General features: G+C 36.8%; 17 protein-coding genes and 2 other annotated features. Of the genes, 4 read left to right on the top strand and 13 right to left on the bottom strand.

Features of this window, described 5'->3' with window-relative positions:
- Positions 1-20: 20 nt before the first annotated feature.
- The 10 genes from AC1DFT_RS00235 to AC1DFT_RS00190 all read right to left on the bottom strand — a co-directional run bounded on the left by AC1DFT_RS00235 (position 21) and on the right by AC1DFT_RS00190 (position 12365).
- A complete protein-coding gene (locus AC1DFT_RS00235; RefSeq protein WP_477916543.1) occupies positions 21-995 on the bottom strand; it encodes an NAD(P)H-dependent flavin oxidoreductase in 975 nt (324 codons plus the stop codon).
- A 392-nt stretch (positions 996-1387) separates the two neighbouring features.
- Positions 1388-2167 (bottom strand): tryptophan synthase subunit alpha, encoded by a 780-nt coding sequence (gene trpA, locus AC1DFT_RS00230; protein WP_477916541.1) that lies wholly within the window; start codon positions 2165-2167, stop codon positions 1388-1390.
- Positions 2164-3354 carry a tryptophan synthase subunit beta gene (gene trpB / locus AC1DFT_RS00225; RefSeq protein WP_477916539.1) on the bottom strand — a complete coding sequence of 397 codons (1191 nt, stop codon included), beginning with the start codon at positions 3352-3354 and terminating at the stop codon, positions 2164-2166. Before trpB ends, trpA begins: the two co-directional genes overlap by 4 nt.
- A gap of 4 nt (positions 3355-3358) precedes the next feature.
- On the bottom strand, positions 3359-3961 hold the full coding sequence (locus AC1DFT_RS00220) for a phosphoribosylanthranilate isomerase (RefSeq protein WP_477916537.1): 603 nt from the start codon (positions 3959-3961) through the stop codon (positions 3359-3361).
- Positions 3958-4749, bottom strand: coding sequence for an indole-3-glycerol phosphate synthase TrpC (gene trpC / locus AC1DFT_RS00215; RefSeq protein WP_477916536.1), 792 nt, complete (start codon positions 4747-4749; stop codon positions 3958-3960). The genes AC1DFT_RS00220 and trpC overlap by 4 nt, the downstream gene beginning before the upstream one ends.
- Entirely contained in the window at positions 4749-5777 is a 1029-nt protein-coding gene (gene trpD / locus AC1DFT_RS00210) for an anthranilate phosphoribosyltransferase (RefSeq protein ID WP_477916535.1), read from the bottom strand. The genes trpC and trpD overlap by 1 nt, the downstream gene beginning before the upstream one ends.
- 87 nt (positions 5778-5864) lie before the next feature.
- Positions 5865-6082 (bottom strand) — a binding site (T-box leader).
- Positions 6083-6509: 427 nt separating this feature from the next.
- The gene (gene ileS / locus AC1DFT_RS00205) at positions 6510-9593 is read right to left on the bottom strand and encodes an isoleucine--tRNA ligase (RefSeq protein ID WP_477916534.1); all 3084 of its coding nucleotides are present in this window, start codon (positions 9591-9593) and stop codon (positions 6510-6512) included.
- A 53-nt stretch (positions 9594-9646) separates the two neighbouring features.
- Positions 9647-9890 (bottom strand) — a binding site (T-box leader).
- A gap of 164 nt (positions 9891-10054) precedes the next feature.
- Positions 10055-10597 carry an NADPH-dependent FMN reductase gene (locus AC1DFT_RS00200; protein WP_477916533.1) on the bottom strand — a complete coding sequence of 181 codons (543 nt, stop codon included), beginning with the start codon at positions 10595-10597 and terminating at the stop codon, positions 10055-10057.
- A 324-nt stretch (positions 10598-10921) separates the two neighbouring features.
- Entirely contained in the window at positions 10922-11056 is a 135-nt protein-coding gene (locus AC1DFT_RS00195) for a hypothetical protein (protein ID WP_477916531.1), read from the bottom strand.
- A gap of 1 nt (position 11057) precedes the next feature.
- The gene (locus AC1DFT_RS00190) at positions 11058-12365 is read right to left on the bottom strand and encodes a helix-turn-helix domain-containing protein (protein ID WP_477916529.1); all 1308 of its coding nucleotides are present in this window, start codon (positions 12363-12365) and stop codon (positions 11058-11060) included.
- Positions 12366-12872: 507 nt separating this feature from the next.
- Between AC1DFT_RS00190 and AC1DFT_RS00185 the strand changes: the two genes are divergently transcribed.
- The 4 genes from AC1DFT_RS00185 to AC1DFT_RS00170 all read left to right on the top strand — a co-directional run bounded on the left by AC1DFT_RS00185 (position 12873) and on the right by AC1DFT_RS00170 (position 14246).
- Positions 12873-13397, top strand: a complete 525-nt coding sequence (locus tag AC1DFT_RS00185; protein ID WP_477916527.1) for a sigma-70 family RNA polymerase sigma factor — start codon at positions 12873-12875, stop codon at positions 13395-13397.
- On the top strand, positions 13390-13563 hold the full coding sequence (locus AC1DFT_RS00180; RefSeq protein WP_477916526.1) for a YvrJ family protein: 174 nt from the start codon (positions 13390-13392) through the stop codon (positions 13561-13563). The genes AC1DFT_RS00185 and AC1DFT_RS00180 overlap by 8 nt, the downstream gene beginning before the upstream one ends.
- Complete coding sequence (locus tag AC1DFT_RS00175; RefSeq protein ID WP_477916524.1) at positions 13564-13788, top strand: hypothetical protein; 225 nt, start codon at positions 13564-13566, stop codon at positions 13786-13788.
- Between the two features lie 224 nt (positions 13789-14012).
- Positions 14013-14246, top strand: a complete 234-nt coding sequence (locus AC1DFT_RS00170; RefSeq protein ID WP_477916522.1) for a PepSY domain-containing protein — start codon at positions 14013-14015, stop codon at positions 14244-14246.
- Positions 14247-14280: 34 nt separating this feature from the next.
- On the opposite strand, the gene AC1DFT_RS00165 is transcribed toward AC1DFT_RS00170, so the two are convergent.
- The 3 genes from AC1DFT_RS00165 to AC1DFT_RS00155 are packed head-to-tail and all read right to left on the bottom strand — an operon-like array spanning position 14281 to position 16201.
- On the bottom strand, positions 14281-14928 hold the full coding sequence (locus tag AC1DFT_RS00165) for a hypothetical protein (protein WP_477916520.1): 648 nt from the start codon (positions 14926-14928) through the stop codon (positions 14281-14283).
- A 12-nt stretch (positions 14929-14940) separates the two neighbouring features.
- A complete protein-coding gene (locus AC1DFT_RS00160) occupies positions 14941-15552 on the bottom strand; it encodes a DUF4652 domain-containing protein (RefSeq protein WP_477916519.1) in 612 nt (203 codons plus the stop codon).
- A 43-nt stretch (positions 15553-15595) separates the two neighbouring features.
- The gene (locus AC1DFT_RS00155) at positions 15596-16201 is read right to left on the bottom strand and encodes a histidine phosphatase family protein (RefSeq protein WP_477916517.1); all 606 of its coding nucleotides are present in this window, start codon (positions 16199-16201) and stop codon (positions 15596-15598) included.
- Positions 16202-16211 lie beyond the last annotated feature (10 nt).

The following is a 16211-nucleotide window of genomic DNA, read 5'->3' as shown; positions in this document are numbered from 1 at the left end:
TTAGGACATTATTTGCATATTCAGATTTTCCCAGCTACACTTCGGCTAAATAGACTGTCTTTAGCTTCCACATATTCTATGGAAAGTTTGTCTACGAACTTTGCCGCACTAGTAATCTCACTAATAGAACCAATTCCTTGGCCACTTCCCCAAATATCTTTCCATGCTTTTGCGGACGTTTCTCCAAAATTCATCTTGGATGGATCACTTTCTGGAAGATTGTCCGGATCTAATCCTGCCGCTTGAATGGACGGTTTTAGATAATTTCCATGTACACCAGTGAAAAGACTGCTATACACAATATCATCAGACGTGGAGTCAACAATCGCTTGCTTATATTGTTCAGATGCACGGGCTTCATGTGTTGCAATGAACGGTGAGCCAATATAGGCAAAATCGGCTCCCATCGCTTGGGCAGCCAGGACAGCACTTCCCGTGGCAATCGATCCGGAAAGAGCAAGCGGACCATCAAACCACTGTCGTATTTCTTGAACTAAAGCAAAAGGACTTTTCACACCAGCATGACCGCCAGCCCCTGCTGCAACAGCAATTATGCCATCTGCACCTTTATCGATTGCCTTGTGGGCAAAAGTATTATTAATGACGTCGTGCAGAGCAATTCCTCCATAGTTATGTGCAGCCTCAAATATTTCTTCACGTGCACCTAAGGATGAAATAATGATGGGAACTTTATACTTCACACACAATTCCATGTCATGTTCTAATCGTTCATTTGACTTGTGAACAATTTGATTGATTGCAAATGGGGCAGCTGGACGATCAGGATTTTTTGCGTTATAATCCTCCAGCTCCTCTGTGATTTCTGCCAACCATTCATCAAGTAAAGATGCTGGCCTCGCATTCAGTGCAGGCATTGATCCAACGATTCCTGCCTTACACTGCTCAATCACTAGCTTGGGATTACTAATAATAAATAAGGGTGCTCCGATTACAGGGAGACGCAAATTTTGAAGTACTGACGGAATTTTCGACATTTCTTGTTCCTCCATTCCATAAATAGGTATAGTAGTTTTAAATAAAATGTAAATCACTCATTTTAATACTTTTATTAAAAAGCAATTCATAACCAATTTGACCATCTCTTTTCCAAAGTAGACGAAGTAATGCATATTGAACTGGCGTCACACCGTAAAAGGATAATTTGGATTTACTTACTTGATTTACACTTTGCCATGCTTTACTTAGTAGAAAATGAATTCAAATATCAATTTTTTCCACAAATATCTTCCTCTTCAATTTTATTTTCAGATTAATAAGAATGTAACATATAGAAAATTATTTGCATACAAGTAATTTGTGTGCAAGTGATTGAATCATTCATTAAGACAAAGAAGCCCTTTGACTTTACATCAAAGGGCCATTTCTATTAGTTTAGAACTTTCTTTTTAGAAGCCCCAACTAACTCTCGTATTTTTTCTAATTCATTCTGATGAAACGCCTCTACAATCGCACTTCCAACAATAACTCCATCTGCCATGTCTCCAACCGATTTTACTTGTTCTGGGGTGGAAATACCGAACCCAGCAAGAACCGGAACTGGACTTATTTCTTTCAATTGCTTCAAATGCTTTTCTAATTGCTCATTAAATCCGTCTCGTACTCCCGTAATCCCATTAACAGTGACCGCATAGATAAATCCTTCACCGGCAGTTACAATCTTTTCGATGCGTTCAGGTGGGCTAGTTAGTGAAACAAGTTGAACAAGTGAGACATCTGACTCTAATAATGCGTTTTTCAATAATTCACTTTCTTCTAGGGGTACATCTGGTGCGATCAAACCGTAAACTCCACTATCTTTACAAGCTTGTGCAAATGCATCGATCCCATAGCTTAAAATGGGATTGATATAGGTCATTATTATTAGCGGAATCGTTACTTCATCCCGAATCCCTCTTAACTCATCTAAAATAGTCCGCAACGTTACGCCATTTTCAAGTGCTCGTTCTCCGGCTCGTTGAATCGTCGGGCCATCTGCTACTGGATCGGAGAATGGGATACCAACCTCGATTGCAGTAGCTCCCGCTTCTTGAAGAAAAAGTATTTGCTCTTTTATCGACCCATCTCCACCCATAATATATGGAATAAATGCTTTTTCTCCTGCGTCCAATCTTGTTTGTATTGCTTTGCTTAATGTTTTTTTAGTCATTCCCCTGCACCTCCAAGCGCCTCTCGAACAGTATGCACGTCTTTATCCCCACGTCCCGATAAACATACGACTACAATCTCCTCTTCACTCATTGTTTTAGCTAGACCTGCTGCAAAGTGAATGGCATGTGCACTTTCTAAAGCTGGAATAATTCCTTCTGTTTTTGCAAGCAATTGCAATCCTTCTAGTGCCTCGCTATCCGTTACGGAAGTAAATGTTGCTCGACCTATATCATGTAAGTAAGAGTGCTCTGGTCCAACAGCAGGATAGTCAAGTCCGGCAGAAATGGAATGCGCCTCTTGTATCAACCCATCATCATCCTGTAGTACATACATATACGCACCATGAAGTACTCCTTCTTTCCCACCAGCAATTGCTGCAGCATGCTTACCAGTTTCAATCCCACTTCCAGCTGCCTCTACACCATACAATGCAACTTTCTCGTCTTCTACAAAAGGATGGAACATACCAATGGAATTACTGCCGCCACCAACACAAGCAATCACCGCATCCGGTAAACGACCTTCTTTTTCTAGAATTTGTTTTCTTGTTTCCACACCGATCACTCGTTGAAAGTCACGAACAATTTTTGGAAACGGATGCGGTCCAAGTGCGGAACCTAATATATAATGCGTATCTTCTACATTTGATACCCAGTAGCGAAGTGCTTCATTGACAGCATCTTTTAGCGTACCAGAACCTTGGTCGACGGAAACGACTTTCGCACCAAGAAGTTCCATTCTGAATACATTAATCTCTTGTCTACGAATATCTTCTTTCCCCATAAATACGACACATTCCATATCAAATAAGGCGCAAACTGTAGCAGTAGCAACCCCATGCTGTCCTGCTCCTGTTTCAGCGACTATTTTCTTTTTCCCCATCCGCTTTGCAAGTAATGCCTGCCCGATCGTGTTATTAATTTTATGTGCCCCGGTATGGTTTAAATCTTCTCGCTTCAAATAGATTTTTGCTCCACCAACTTGACTAGTCAATCGTTCTGCAAAATAGAGTGGATTCTCCCGGCCAACGTAATCTTTTAAATAATAGTTAACTTCCTCTATGAAAGTAGGATCAATTATAGCATTCTCATAAGCTGTTTCTAACTCTATTAATGCCGTCATTAATGTTTCTGGAACAAATTGGCCTCCGAATCGACCGTATCTCCCTGCTTTTGTTTGTACCATTTGCTCATCTCTCCTCACTTTTTGTCGCTTGAATAAATGCATGAATCAATTGCTCATCTTTTATGCCATTACGTTCGACTCCACTGGATACATCCACCATATACGGCTTCACTCGCCCAATAGCCTCGGCTACATTTTTAGGATTTAGCCCACCAGCTAAAATCACATTTTCCTTTGGCACTTCATGCCCTTGCATTAGCTGCCAATCAAATGTGATGCCACTACCAGCTTGAGGTGCATCGAATAAGTAAAAGTCTGTGTTATATTGTTTTGCTCTTTCGACATCTTCTTCACTTCGAATAGACAATGCTTTAATAGAAGGATAATTAGTTGAGTGAACAAAATCAGGACTTTCATTGCCATGAAATTGAACAAAATCTAGCGGTACTTCACGATAAGCCTTCTCAAGTTCGTCCTTCGTCGGATTGACAAATACACCAATTTTCAAGACAGAAGCTGGAATATCTTTCGCCAGTTCATGCGCCTTTTCCACTGTAATTTGACGCTTACTAGGAGCAAAAACAAAACCAATTGCATCTGCTCCGGCTTCCACGGCGGCTGCCACATGCTTTTTTTCCATTAATCCACAAATTTTCACTTTCGTCATTTCAGGATGCCCCCTAGCTCCACTTGTAAAGATTGAAGCGCACTTCCGACATCGCCACTTCTCATAAGTGACTCGCCAACAAGCACTCCGCTAGCACCAGCTTTTGCCACTCGCTCCGCATCTTCCGCATTCCAAATACCGCTTTCGCTAATAAGTACTCGCTCTTCATGAAAGGGAAAGATCGAGGCGATTTCTTCTGTGCGTTTCAAATCGACGTCAAAGGTTCGCAAATCCCGATTATTTACGCCGATAATTTGTGCACCCAACTGCAGTGCGCGATCTAATTCTTCCGCATCATGAACTTCGACTAATACTTCTAGCTCTAGACTTGTTGCATATTGATAAAGTTCAGTTAGCTCGTTTGTACTCAGCGCTGCAACGATTAAAAGAATGACAGAAGCTCCTGCGTTTTTAGCGTGATCAATTTGCACTGGATGGATGATAAAGTCTTTGCATAACAAAGGAATAGGGACTGTTCGCGCGACATCTGCTAAATCCTCAAAAGTACCTTTGAAAAATGGAGTATCCGTCAAAACAGAAATACAAGCCGCTCCTGCCTCGTAATAGGCTTTCGCTTGCTCCCTAGGATTCACACCTTCTGCAATTAACCCTTTCGAAGGAGAAGCCCGCTTTATTTCAGAAATGACTTGCAAATATTCACTACGGTATAATCGATTAAATAAAGAAGGACGGTCCACTTCACTTTTTACTACTAGAGTGTGTTGCGCTATTAAGATTTCGATTTGTTTCTTTTTCTCGACTAGTATCTTGTCTAAAATAGTTGCCATCATACTACCTCCTGTTTGCGTGCATGGTTGCTGAACTCGATCACTGCTTCTAATTTTCCAAGTGCCTTGCCAGACAAGATACTATCCGCTGCTATTTTAACCCCCTCTTGAATAGTGCCTACCATAGCATTTGCATACAAGCCAACCCCTGCATTAAATATGACTGTGTCAAAAAATGGACTACGTTCCCCTTGCAATACCGATCGCATGATTTTCGCATTTTCGAACGCATCTCCGCCTCGGATTGCTGACACCGGAGCAGCTTTAAGACCGACATCTTCTGGTGTTAAAGTGAAAGGTATTAGATCCCCTTTATCCACAAGTACAAAGGAGTTCTTTCCTGCTAGTGATGCTTCATCCATCCCTAAGGCTCCACAAACAACGATTGCACGTTTTCTTCCAAGCATTTGCAATACCGTTGCATACTCCATGGTAAAGTCCGGTCGATTAATACCTGTGTACTGCGTTGCAAGTTGAATCGGGTTTGTTAGAGGACCAATCAAATTAAAGATTGTTGGCTTTCCAATTTGTTGGCGAACGAGCCCAATTCGCTTTAATTTGGGATGAACGCTTGGTGCATAAAGAAAAGTAAGCCCTTCTCGTGCAAGTAAATCCATAGATGCTTCCGAAGAGATAGCGGTGTCTATACCTAGTGCTTCTAATACATCGGAACTCCCTGCCGCACTTGAAATTTTCCTATTTCCGTGTTTTGCAATTGATGCTCCAGCCCCTGCTAATACAAAAGCGGAAGTTGTACTAATGTTGAAGCTCTTTAAGCCATCTCCCCCGGTACCGCAGTTATCCATATAATTTCCGACTGGTTCATTCAGTTTTAGCGCAAACGACTTCATAACAGTAGCAAGCGCTGCCACTTCATTAGCTGTTTCTCCTTTTTTAGATAGCACTACGAGAAAATCAGCAATTTGTTGTAATTCTGTCGCTTCATCAAACATTAATCGTGATGCTATTACCATTTCTTCATATTGTAAGTGTTCATTTTTCTCTACTTTTTCAATAAAATCTCTCATCTTAGGTCTCTCCCTCCGCTTAACTCGACTTCACTATTTTTTAATACAAAAAAAGTCCTCTTCAAAGGAATCGAAAAAAATTCCTTTGAAGAGGACGGATTTAACCGCGGTGCCACCTCTTGTTGGAGTGTTTCCACTCCCACTTCATTTCCTGTAACGTAGGAAACACGTCTACCTCTAAAACGACTGCTCGCTCTCAAGATAGCTCTCATAAGTCCATTCACACTTGCTACAAATCAGTTCTCACCAACCACTGACTCTCTAAATTGCGCACAAATGCTACTCTTCTTATTCAAATAATTTCTCTGCTATGCTCTTCTAATCTCGGCTCAACTGTTCTTTGGGCGATCTCGCTCCCGAAATCTTCTACCCGTACCCGAACATTTAAGTTACTGTCTATGATAGTAGCAATACTTTCAATTGTCAAACTATTTTTATCATTTTGTTTTCAAAATCAGCTTTTATCTCACTAAAGAAGAATTTATTCGGTACTTCAGCATATAAAAAAAACTTGAATGGCATAAGGACTAATCAAGGTTTACAACTCATTTTAGATGATCCGAAAAGATAAAAGAATATTCCGCAACTATTACTAAAGAATCTATCAAGAAGTTTCTAGCTATGAAAAAAATCACAAGCTATCAAAGGAATTAGGCTTCACAAATATTAGATGAATCTAAAGATTGGCAAAAAAACTGGATATTAGCTATTATCCTAATATCCAGTGTTGTATTAGTTATTTACTGATATTAACTGTAATGAAATGGTATGACCTGCTATTTGTATTTCTGTTCCCCCGTCTACTTCTTCACTAATTAATAAGTTTCGCATTAATAAGTTTTGCTCCAACATATGTTTAAAATTTTCAAAGACAGCTTGAAGTTCTTTATCTGCACTCACCGTAATATCCACACGTAAGTCGATGGGAAGATTTAATTGTTTACGATATGCTTGTATAGCTCTGATCAACTCTCTAGCCAATCCTTCTTGTAGGAGTTCTTCGGTTAAAGTGATATTTAAAGTAACGGTGTACACTCCATTTGATGCAGAAGCATATCCATCCCTCGCTATTTTTTCTATCTGTACATCTTCTACTCCTATGTTAGTATTTTCGTGTTCCATGAAACCGGCTTCCATGAATTGTTGTACTTGCGTTTCACTTAATGATTGAAGCCATGCATTAATCGAATTCGACTGTTTCCCAAACTTTGCTCCGGCTTTTTTGAAATCGAGTTTTATTTTGGTAGAAACAAATTCCCCTTCATTGTCTATCAATTCAAATTTCTTAACATTCAACTCATCTTTGATAATATCTTCGTATAAATTCCAATCCATATTATTAATTGAACTCATAAGCGAGAGTCCGCCTAATGGTTGTTTTACCTTTAAGGAAGTACTATTTCGCACACTTCTTCCTAACTCAACTACTTGCAGGACAGCAGCCATTTCTTTTTCTAGCTTTTCATTTATTAATTGTTCATCGGCTTTAGGAAAATTGGATAAATGAACACTTTCTCCCGTCAAATTCATATACACATCTTCCGCCACAAAAGGAGTCAATGGTGCTAACAACTGGCTAGTTTTGGTTAATACTTCGTTTAGCGTTTTATATGCAGCTGCCTTTTCTGGGTTTATGCCACTTGACCAAAATCTTTCTCTTGATCGTCTTACATACCAATTACTTACTTGCTCTAAGAAATTTGCAATTTCTCTTGCAGCATTTGTAAATTGATAATCGTCTAAACTAGTTCTCACCGCTTTAATCGTGCTATGCAAACGTGACAATATCCAGTCGTCCAACTTATTTTTCTTCGTTTTAACTTTCGCTTTAGGTTTGTAATTATCTAAATTCGTATATAACGAATAAAAACTATACACATTGTCTAACGTATCGATAAGTTTAGATTTCGCTTCTTGCACGATGCGTTCGGAAAAACGTTTCGTATTCCAAGGTGCACTGTCTACCAATAAAGACCAGCGTAATGCATCTGCTCCATACTTTTGAATTAACTCTACTGGATCCAATGCATTTCCTTTACTCTTAGACATTTTTTGACCGTTTTCATCCAAAATATGACCCGTCGATAGTACTCGTTTATAAGGCGCTTTTCCTGTGAAAAGAGTGGATACTGCAAGCAAACTATAAAACCACCCACGCGTTTGGTCAATTCCTTCTACTACTACATCCGCCGGAAATTGTTTTTCAAATAGCTCCTTATTTTCAAATGGATAGTGATATTGGGCAAATGGCATAGAACCACTGTCAAACCATACATCGATGACTTCAGGCGTTCTGATCATTGTCCCGCCACAATTGGAACACCGAAGCTTCACTTGATCGACATAAGGTTTATGCAGTTCGATATCATCTAAAGGATCAATCGAATGCTGTCTTAAATCTTCTATGCTTTTTGGTGCATATTCATGATTACACGCTTCACATTCCCAAACGTTAAGCGGGGTTCCCCAATAACGTTTTCTGCTAATATTCCAATCAACCATTTGCTCTAAAAAATTGCCGAATCTTCCGTGCTTTATATGTTCTGGGTACCAAGTGACTTGTTCATTGTTTTGTATAAACTGTTCTTTCAAGGCTGTTGTTTGGATAAACCAGCTTTCATTTGCATAATACAAAAGAGGGGAATCGCAACGCCAACAATGAGGGTAACTATGTTCGTACTTTTCTTTGCTGTAAAGTAAACCTTTGGCAGCTAGGTAACGAACAATATCTACATCGCAATCCTTGACAAATCGACCTTCAAAACCGGTCACGTCCGGCGTATATTTTCCTTTTTCATCCACCACATGGACAAAAGATAATCCATTTTCTTTTACTACCTTGTAGTCATCTTCCCCATAAGCAGGCGCAATATGAACAATCCCTGTTCCACTCTCTGCAGACACATAGTCAGCAGTCACTACTTTATGTCCGTTTTCTACATTTACAAAATCAAATAAGGCTGTATATGGAATATCTATTAATTCAGCGCCAAGATGGACAGAAAGTATTTCATATTCCTCTTTTAATACTGAACCAGCTAATGCTTCTGCTACGATGAAAATTTCTTGCCCTAGTTTAGCACGAACATATTTCAACGAAGGATGAACTGCCAGTGCTACATTTGCAGGTAAAGTCCAAGGCGTTGTTGTCCATCCAAGAAAGTATTCATTGTCTCCATTTGTTATTTTAAATTTAGCTGTTGCCGATAAATCTTTTACCATTTTATAACCTTGTGACACTTCATGCGAGCTGAGTGAAGTTTGGCAACTAGGACAATACGGAGAAACACGGTGGCCTTTTTGCAATAGCCCTTTTTCATGGATAGTACCAAGTATATTCCATTCGCTTTCTATATAAGCATTGCTTAATGTCAAATACGGGTCATCCATATCCACCCAATAACCGAGACTTTCCGTAAACTCTCTCCATTGCTTTTCATAAACAAAGACACTTTCTTTACATTTTTCTATGAATGCCTCTACTCCATACTTTTCAATATCGCTTTTACCAGAAATCCCTAATAGCTTTTCGACCCCAAGCTCGACCGGTAAACCATGTGTATCCCAACCAGCTTTACGTACTACTTGATGTCCAGTCATTGTTTTGTATCTTGCGACGACGTCTTTAATCGTACGTCCTAATGCATGACCAACATGTGGTAAGCCATTGGCAGTGGGTGGGCCTTCATAAAATACGAAAGAAGGGCTCCCCTCCCTATTTTTCACGGATTTTTGAAAGATTTCATTTTGCTGCCAATGCCGTCGAATGCCTTCCTCTCGTTTTGGAGCAGTTTCTTTTTCGTTTTCCTTAACCATTGGGTATCACTCCTCATTTTATTAATAAAACATACAAAAAACCCGTCCCTGTAAAAAGGGACGGGTTTAACCGCGATACCACCCTAATTCTATTGCAAAGTTTCATTCTGCAATAGCACTTAGCCACGTACTAACATACGCGTTCTTTTTAACGGTAGACACCCGGTCTCACTTACTTTACTTCAGCTCGACTTCTCAGAGAGGATTTTCATACATGAACGGAACACCGGATTTCAGCATACACCGGCTCTCTTTGGAACAGTTTCATCTACTATTTTTTCTCATCAACGAATTTGTATGGTTTTATTATCGATGAATTTTACACAAGTCTAAATAATTTGTCAACTTAGTATATGAATGATTTTCGAAATTGATAATAAAAATTAAAGACAATTCCCTTCTTATTTTTAGAAGCATGTAAAAACTCCCTTATACACTTGTTGTATAAGGGAGCATGTTCTTTATACGTATTGTTTCATCCACTCTTGGAAGTTCCCAATCACTGTATCTAAAAATTGGATGGTTGCTTCGTCTGTCATATTGCCTTCTGCATCAAATTTCGTATGCGCAGCGCCAACGTATACTTCGTTCATTGGTAGTAGTGGTGAGTTTAAGCCACTTGCGAATAAAATATCGCGTAAGTGCATTTGTGCTTTTGCAGTTCCTAATGCGCCCATAGAAGCACCCATAATAATGGATGGTTTACCGTTCATCACTTTATCCACACGGCTCATCCAGTCAATAGCGTTACCAAGCACACCTGAAATAGTTGAATTGTATTCTGGTGTTACCCAAAGTACCGCATCAGCCTCTTTTACTTTAGCTTTGAAATCTAGCACAGCTTGTGGAGCTTCTAGTTCGATATCTTGATCGTACATTGGTAGATCACGTAAGCTTAAAATTTCAAGATCAAATTGATCTGCATAACGTTTTTGTACATGCTGTGCTAATTTTAAATTGTATGAATCCTTACGAATACTTCCGACGATTGCTACTACTTTCATTTCTGTTTCCTCCTGGTGTCTGTTAGACAAAAAATTTAGTATATAATCGTTGCTCTATTTCATTAATATGGAAGATTTAAAGCAACATTACTATCTTATAGTATGTTACTTCATTTCAAAAATTATTTGCTTGATAATCCATGAAATTGCTCTTTTCACATCGATTGTTTGCAGAAGTCATTCAGTAGTGATATTCAATTTTGTTTTCTATTAGGTATTCCCTACAGAAATGATTTTCTTACCAATCAAAAGATACCCATCAGCCATATAAAGCTAATGAGTATCGGGCAACACATTTTTACAAACCTAATATCAACTTATTTTTTATAAGAAAGAAGTGTAAACGACAGATGTAGGTCTAGGTACTTCGTCTTCGGCAATATTAATTGCGGATGATGTAAAACTTAATGTCAAAATCATAGCTAAAGATAACCAGATAAATACATTTTTCTTTTTCATTTCACAAATCCTCCCAGTTAGTAATAGAATTTTGTTTATATAGCATTTGAATAGCTTGCTGATAATATAAGTCAGCTGCTTTAAACTTACTTTCTTTAAAATAGTAATTCGCCAGAAGAATGGCATACTTTTGAACATGTCGGTCGTCATGAATCATCTTGAAATAGTTTATCCCTTTCTTTAATACCACTTCAAGATCATCGGCAGAAGAATGGAATGCCCTATAAATTTCCAAATGACAAAAATAGGAACGGTTTACTCTATTATATTTATTTTCACTATGCTCTATGACATCAAAACCTTTTTTGCACCAACTAAGCACTTCTACATGGTTATTTTGCTTAGAATATTCCTTAATGATTGAAAAAATAGATATCAAATATCCTTCCATATTATCATTCTCTTCTTTACTATTTAAACTTAGCTTATAATACTCAATGGCCTTATCTATATTCGCTTGGACTGCATATAATGATCCTATATTTTGATAAATCATCCCTTCATAATTAACAACTTTATAGTCTATCACCAGCTTTTTGGCTAGATTATAATTTTTCTCTGCTTCTTCGTATCGTCTCATTTTTTTATGCGCAACCCCCATAACGATGTAGCTATCAATTGCTCTTTCGAATAGGAGATTGTCTTTATAGTAGGCTAGCGATTTTGAAGCGTGATTAATAGTGTTAAAAAATTGATTGCATTTAAAGTAAATCAAGCTAAGCACATTGTGAAAATCCGCTATCTCCCACTCTTCATTTGCTACACTATTTACAAACTTCACGGAGCTCTCTAATCTGTTTAAGGCTTTATAATATTCGTCATTTAAGTAGAAATACAAACCTATATTTAAATTCCCTAAAAATCTTTGCTTCTCATCAAAATCAGCTTCTGTTTTTATGATCACATCATAAGTGGATTGTAAGACCTCGGCCTTTTCGTTCAAGATTAACATTAATCGAAACATATAAAGGTTATAAGTATAGAAATTTTTTAGTTGCAAAAAGTAGTTATTTCTAATAGAGAACTTCTCTAGTGTTTCTTTTATCCTTTTCTTGTCCCTTTGCATAATTGCTTTTTTATATTCCTCATAAAAAGCTTCTATGAACTTATTTTCCTCTTCATTTGGCAACTGTTCTATTTCCAAGTTTAACCTTTCCAGTAGGGAGGTTATAACTTCCTCGCTTGGTACAGTTGAATTATTCTCAATTTTGCTGAGATAGGAAGTAGAACAGATCCCTTTTGCCAATACAGACTGTTTGATTTTTTGATTTAATCTCTCCTGTTTGATGGTATAACCTACACTACTCATTTTCCTCACCCCTATGAACGTATTACATATATTAGTTCTTTAAGAAAAGTAAGAAACCTTTTACAATCGCTCGACCTATTCCGACAATAAGATATGAAAGGGTTAAGAGTGGTGATTAACAAGTTTAATATATAGATATGTCAGCTATCCAAAAAATATTATATATTATTAAAATTTCCTTCTTTTATGAAATTTTAATAATTTACACAAAAATAAATATACTTAGAAAATGATATTTCCCAACTTATTTTTGTTCTAAACATGGTTATTTTTTAGTAATATTTAGGAAAGAACAATTACTTTTTACTAAATATTAATTTAACACAATTATAACATATTAAGTATAAAGTCCCGATAAAATTTAATAAAATTTTTTTAATAAAATGGTTGTTAATAACGAGGAAAAATCCCCTTTATAGGACAAGATATATCTTACCCGGGATGCAACACATTATTTTTCACACGCCAAATCAGAACGAAGATTCTTTTTTGTGAAGGAGTGACAAAATGGGTTCCGAAAAACAGAAGATAATTCAAGAGTTTTTAAAATGTCCTTACAACAAAAAATTATTTKAAGAATATCAAATTACTAAATCAGAAGAAATCAAACGAAAAATTGATATAAAATTTAAAAAATATTATCAAAATTACAGAATTTTATCCTATCTAATAAAAGTTTTACACTATGAGAGTAAACATTTCGATCAAAAGATGCGCACCTATAAGAGTAGATACCAATTAATACTTACAAGTGATTTGGAAAACTTAGACTTTTCTCCTGTCTACTTCGAGAAATCATATTCAGATGCAATTGAATTTTCTAAAGACATTGCCGACCATATATCTGATGATAAATTATTTAATTGTTTTAAAGCACTTACAGATAGACAAAAAGAAATACTATCACTTGTTTATGTGAGGCAAATGACAGATAAAGAGATTGCTCAGTATTTAGGAATCTCTCAACAAGCTGTCCAAAAGACAAGAAAAAATGTTATTAAAAAAATTAGAAAGGGGATTTCTCATGATTGATGCAGGGAATATTGTACCTTTAATCGGCAACTTTGGATTTCCAATTGTTGTATCCATTTATTTATTACACCGCTTTGAAAATAAAATAGAATCTCTTGAAAATGCCATCCACAACATTGAGAATGTAGTTAATAGTAATATTGAAAAAAGAAAAGGAGGTGAATAAATGGACGAAATAGACATTCTTGCGATCTTAAAACAGCTAGAACCCAAACTGCAAAGTGTATTATTTCAAACAAGTAATGATTACAGAGAAGACTTGGAACAAGATTTAAAAGAGCGTGTTATTAAAATTATTAAAAATAATATCCATCTTGAGGTCCCGGGTTTTTTTGACTTCATCGGAGAAGAATTAACGCATGATTATTCAGGAGTACTAACGAGGTGCTAAAAAAATTTTAAATTTATTATTCAATAAGTTGACTAGGTCACTAGCATTAAAATTTATCATTGGAACTACCTCCATTCGTATATGAACTGCACCGCTATTGTTAGAACGAATTAACAATTAGAGGTGCAGTTTTTTAATGGAGGTAGTTGTTTTAAAAAAGTAACCGAAGTTCTCCCCCATACATATGGTAGAATGATACATTTGCATAAGGAGGATATCTATAATTGGTTAACCCTATGAGTAGACAGCGAATTACAATTGAGCAAGCAATGCAAAATGCAAGACAGCAAGTGCCAGGGCAAGTAATCCATGTGGATTTGGATATGGAAAATGGACTTTTAGTGTACGAAGTATTTATTTCGACAGCTGCAGGCAAAGTATATCAAGTGGACGTAAATGCCAAGACAGGTGTAATTGTTGATATTGATCAGGAGAGTAGTATGTTCTTCAATGGATGATTTTTTAATAGAAAAGTAATCTATTAGGTTTTTCCTACCTAAATAGATTACTTTTTTCCGTTTTTAATTGATATACAATGGAAGAACTCAATGTATCTAATGGATTAATAATCGTCTTAGAATGCTCGCGCTCAATCTGCTTAGAAGCATTCACCATAGATAATTGGGCAACGGTGATTTCTTTGTTTCCATCTTGAACGATTTTTCGTATGTAGTTTGAGATTAACTGGTTGTACTCATCACTTAACCCCTGCATCAACAATTCAAATGTACCATCAATCACAACAACTTCTAAATCTAAAGTTTTTTGTTGAGCTTTCGCATAGTCATTTAATCGGTTCATTGTACCTTTTACTGTAGCTGGATTTGTAAAAAGGATTATTTGAGGTTCTTTTCTTTGGCAAATTGCCTCAAAATAAGGTTCGTCTATTTTAATAATCGGAATGGATAATGAAAAATCTTCTTCGTTTAATAGGGCAATATAGTTTGTACAAGTTATGAGGATAGCATCGACATTACACTTCGCTATCCATTCCATTTGTTCCTTTACTTTCATCCTAGCATCGAATGGTTGGAAGCTTTTATCATATGTTACTCTGTCCATAAGGCCAGGATCGACAAAGTGCATTAATTCGATTTTATAGTGCGCTAAACCCTTAGATGGACTACTTTTTCCTACCATAGCATCTTTAGTCTATGGAATTGGAATTGTTACTTCCTCGATATGACTTTCCTTATCATCATAATGTTCACTGTCATACACATGTTTTTTATAAGTGAAAGTATTATTTTTATGGACTATAACTGTCATGATTTCTTCGTTATCTAGTAAATCATCGATTACTGGAGTAACGATATTGTCTTTTATATTTAGTACATACAGTTTCCCACCGGTGGTAACCGTACCATAAGCATAACCAACAATGACAAATAAGCGATTTTCATCAATCCATTCGATATATTTAGGCGTGTATTGACTAAGATCATTATTTTTTAACTGATAAATTGTTGTTTTTTTCGTTTTGAAATTTTCAATGATAAGGACTGCTTCGCCTTCTTCTGATACTGATTCTCCTTTTCCATCAATGGTCGCTTGTTGTAAACCTTTTGGTGACTTTTTCCACTTTGAATGAAAGGACACTTCATAATTGGTTACTACCTTTGCGTGAAATTGTGAAGGGGTATTTTCTTTTTCTTTACTAAAAACGGAAGGCGTTATAAAAATACTAATAGCAAGCAAACTAAAAAAAGCAAGTATCGTTTTATTTACAATTTTTCGCTTCAGCTGTTGTTTATTTTTAATCATGKATAAATACCCCCGCTCATTCTTTTTTCAATATCTATCAAAGTTAATCTGCTCTTGTATATATTGAATAGCCTGTGTTTGATAAGCTTACTACTTGCGGATTTATTCTTGTAACTGCAACAAGTCTCTTTTTATTAAAAGTAAGTTTATATATATCAGGCATGGCAAGCTCCTGCCAAAAGTGGACGTCAAATCGCGGATCAAAATAATTCATAATGAGCACCATGATGTTGCCATGTGTCCCGATTGCGATATTTTGACCTTCGTACTTATCTAAAACTTGGAGGGTTGCCTCTAGCCCTCTTTTTTGGGCAAGATGATTGGACTCTCCTCCTTCCAATGAAAAATCAAAATCTGCCCACACTTGTGAAATAGCCTCGTTAAAATCTGCTAGGGGATGTTTCGAAAGCAAGCGTTCACGAAAATCGTCCATCAATTCTATTTCTTCCCCGATCAATTCTGCGATTCCTTCAACAGTTTGAAAGGCTCTTTTATATGGACTTGAAATGACGTGGTCGATTTGCAACAATTTCGAGAGATTCGTAATTAACTTTGCGTCTAGCATCCCGCGTTCTGACAATGGTCTGTTAAACTCATCTGATGAATAGGTAGAATGTGCGTGGCGGACGAAAAATAAATTTGTATTCAATATCTTTAAG

It is taken from the genome of Psychrobacillus sp. 05T411 (assembly GCF_056396485.1).
Note: the sequence above shows the minus strand (reverse complement) of the source record. Positions and strands in the feature narration are given on the sequence as shown.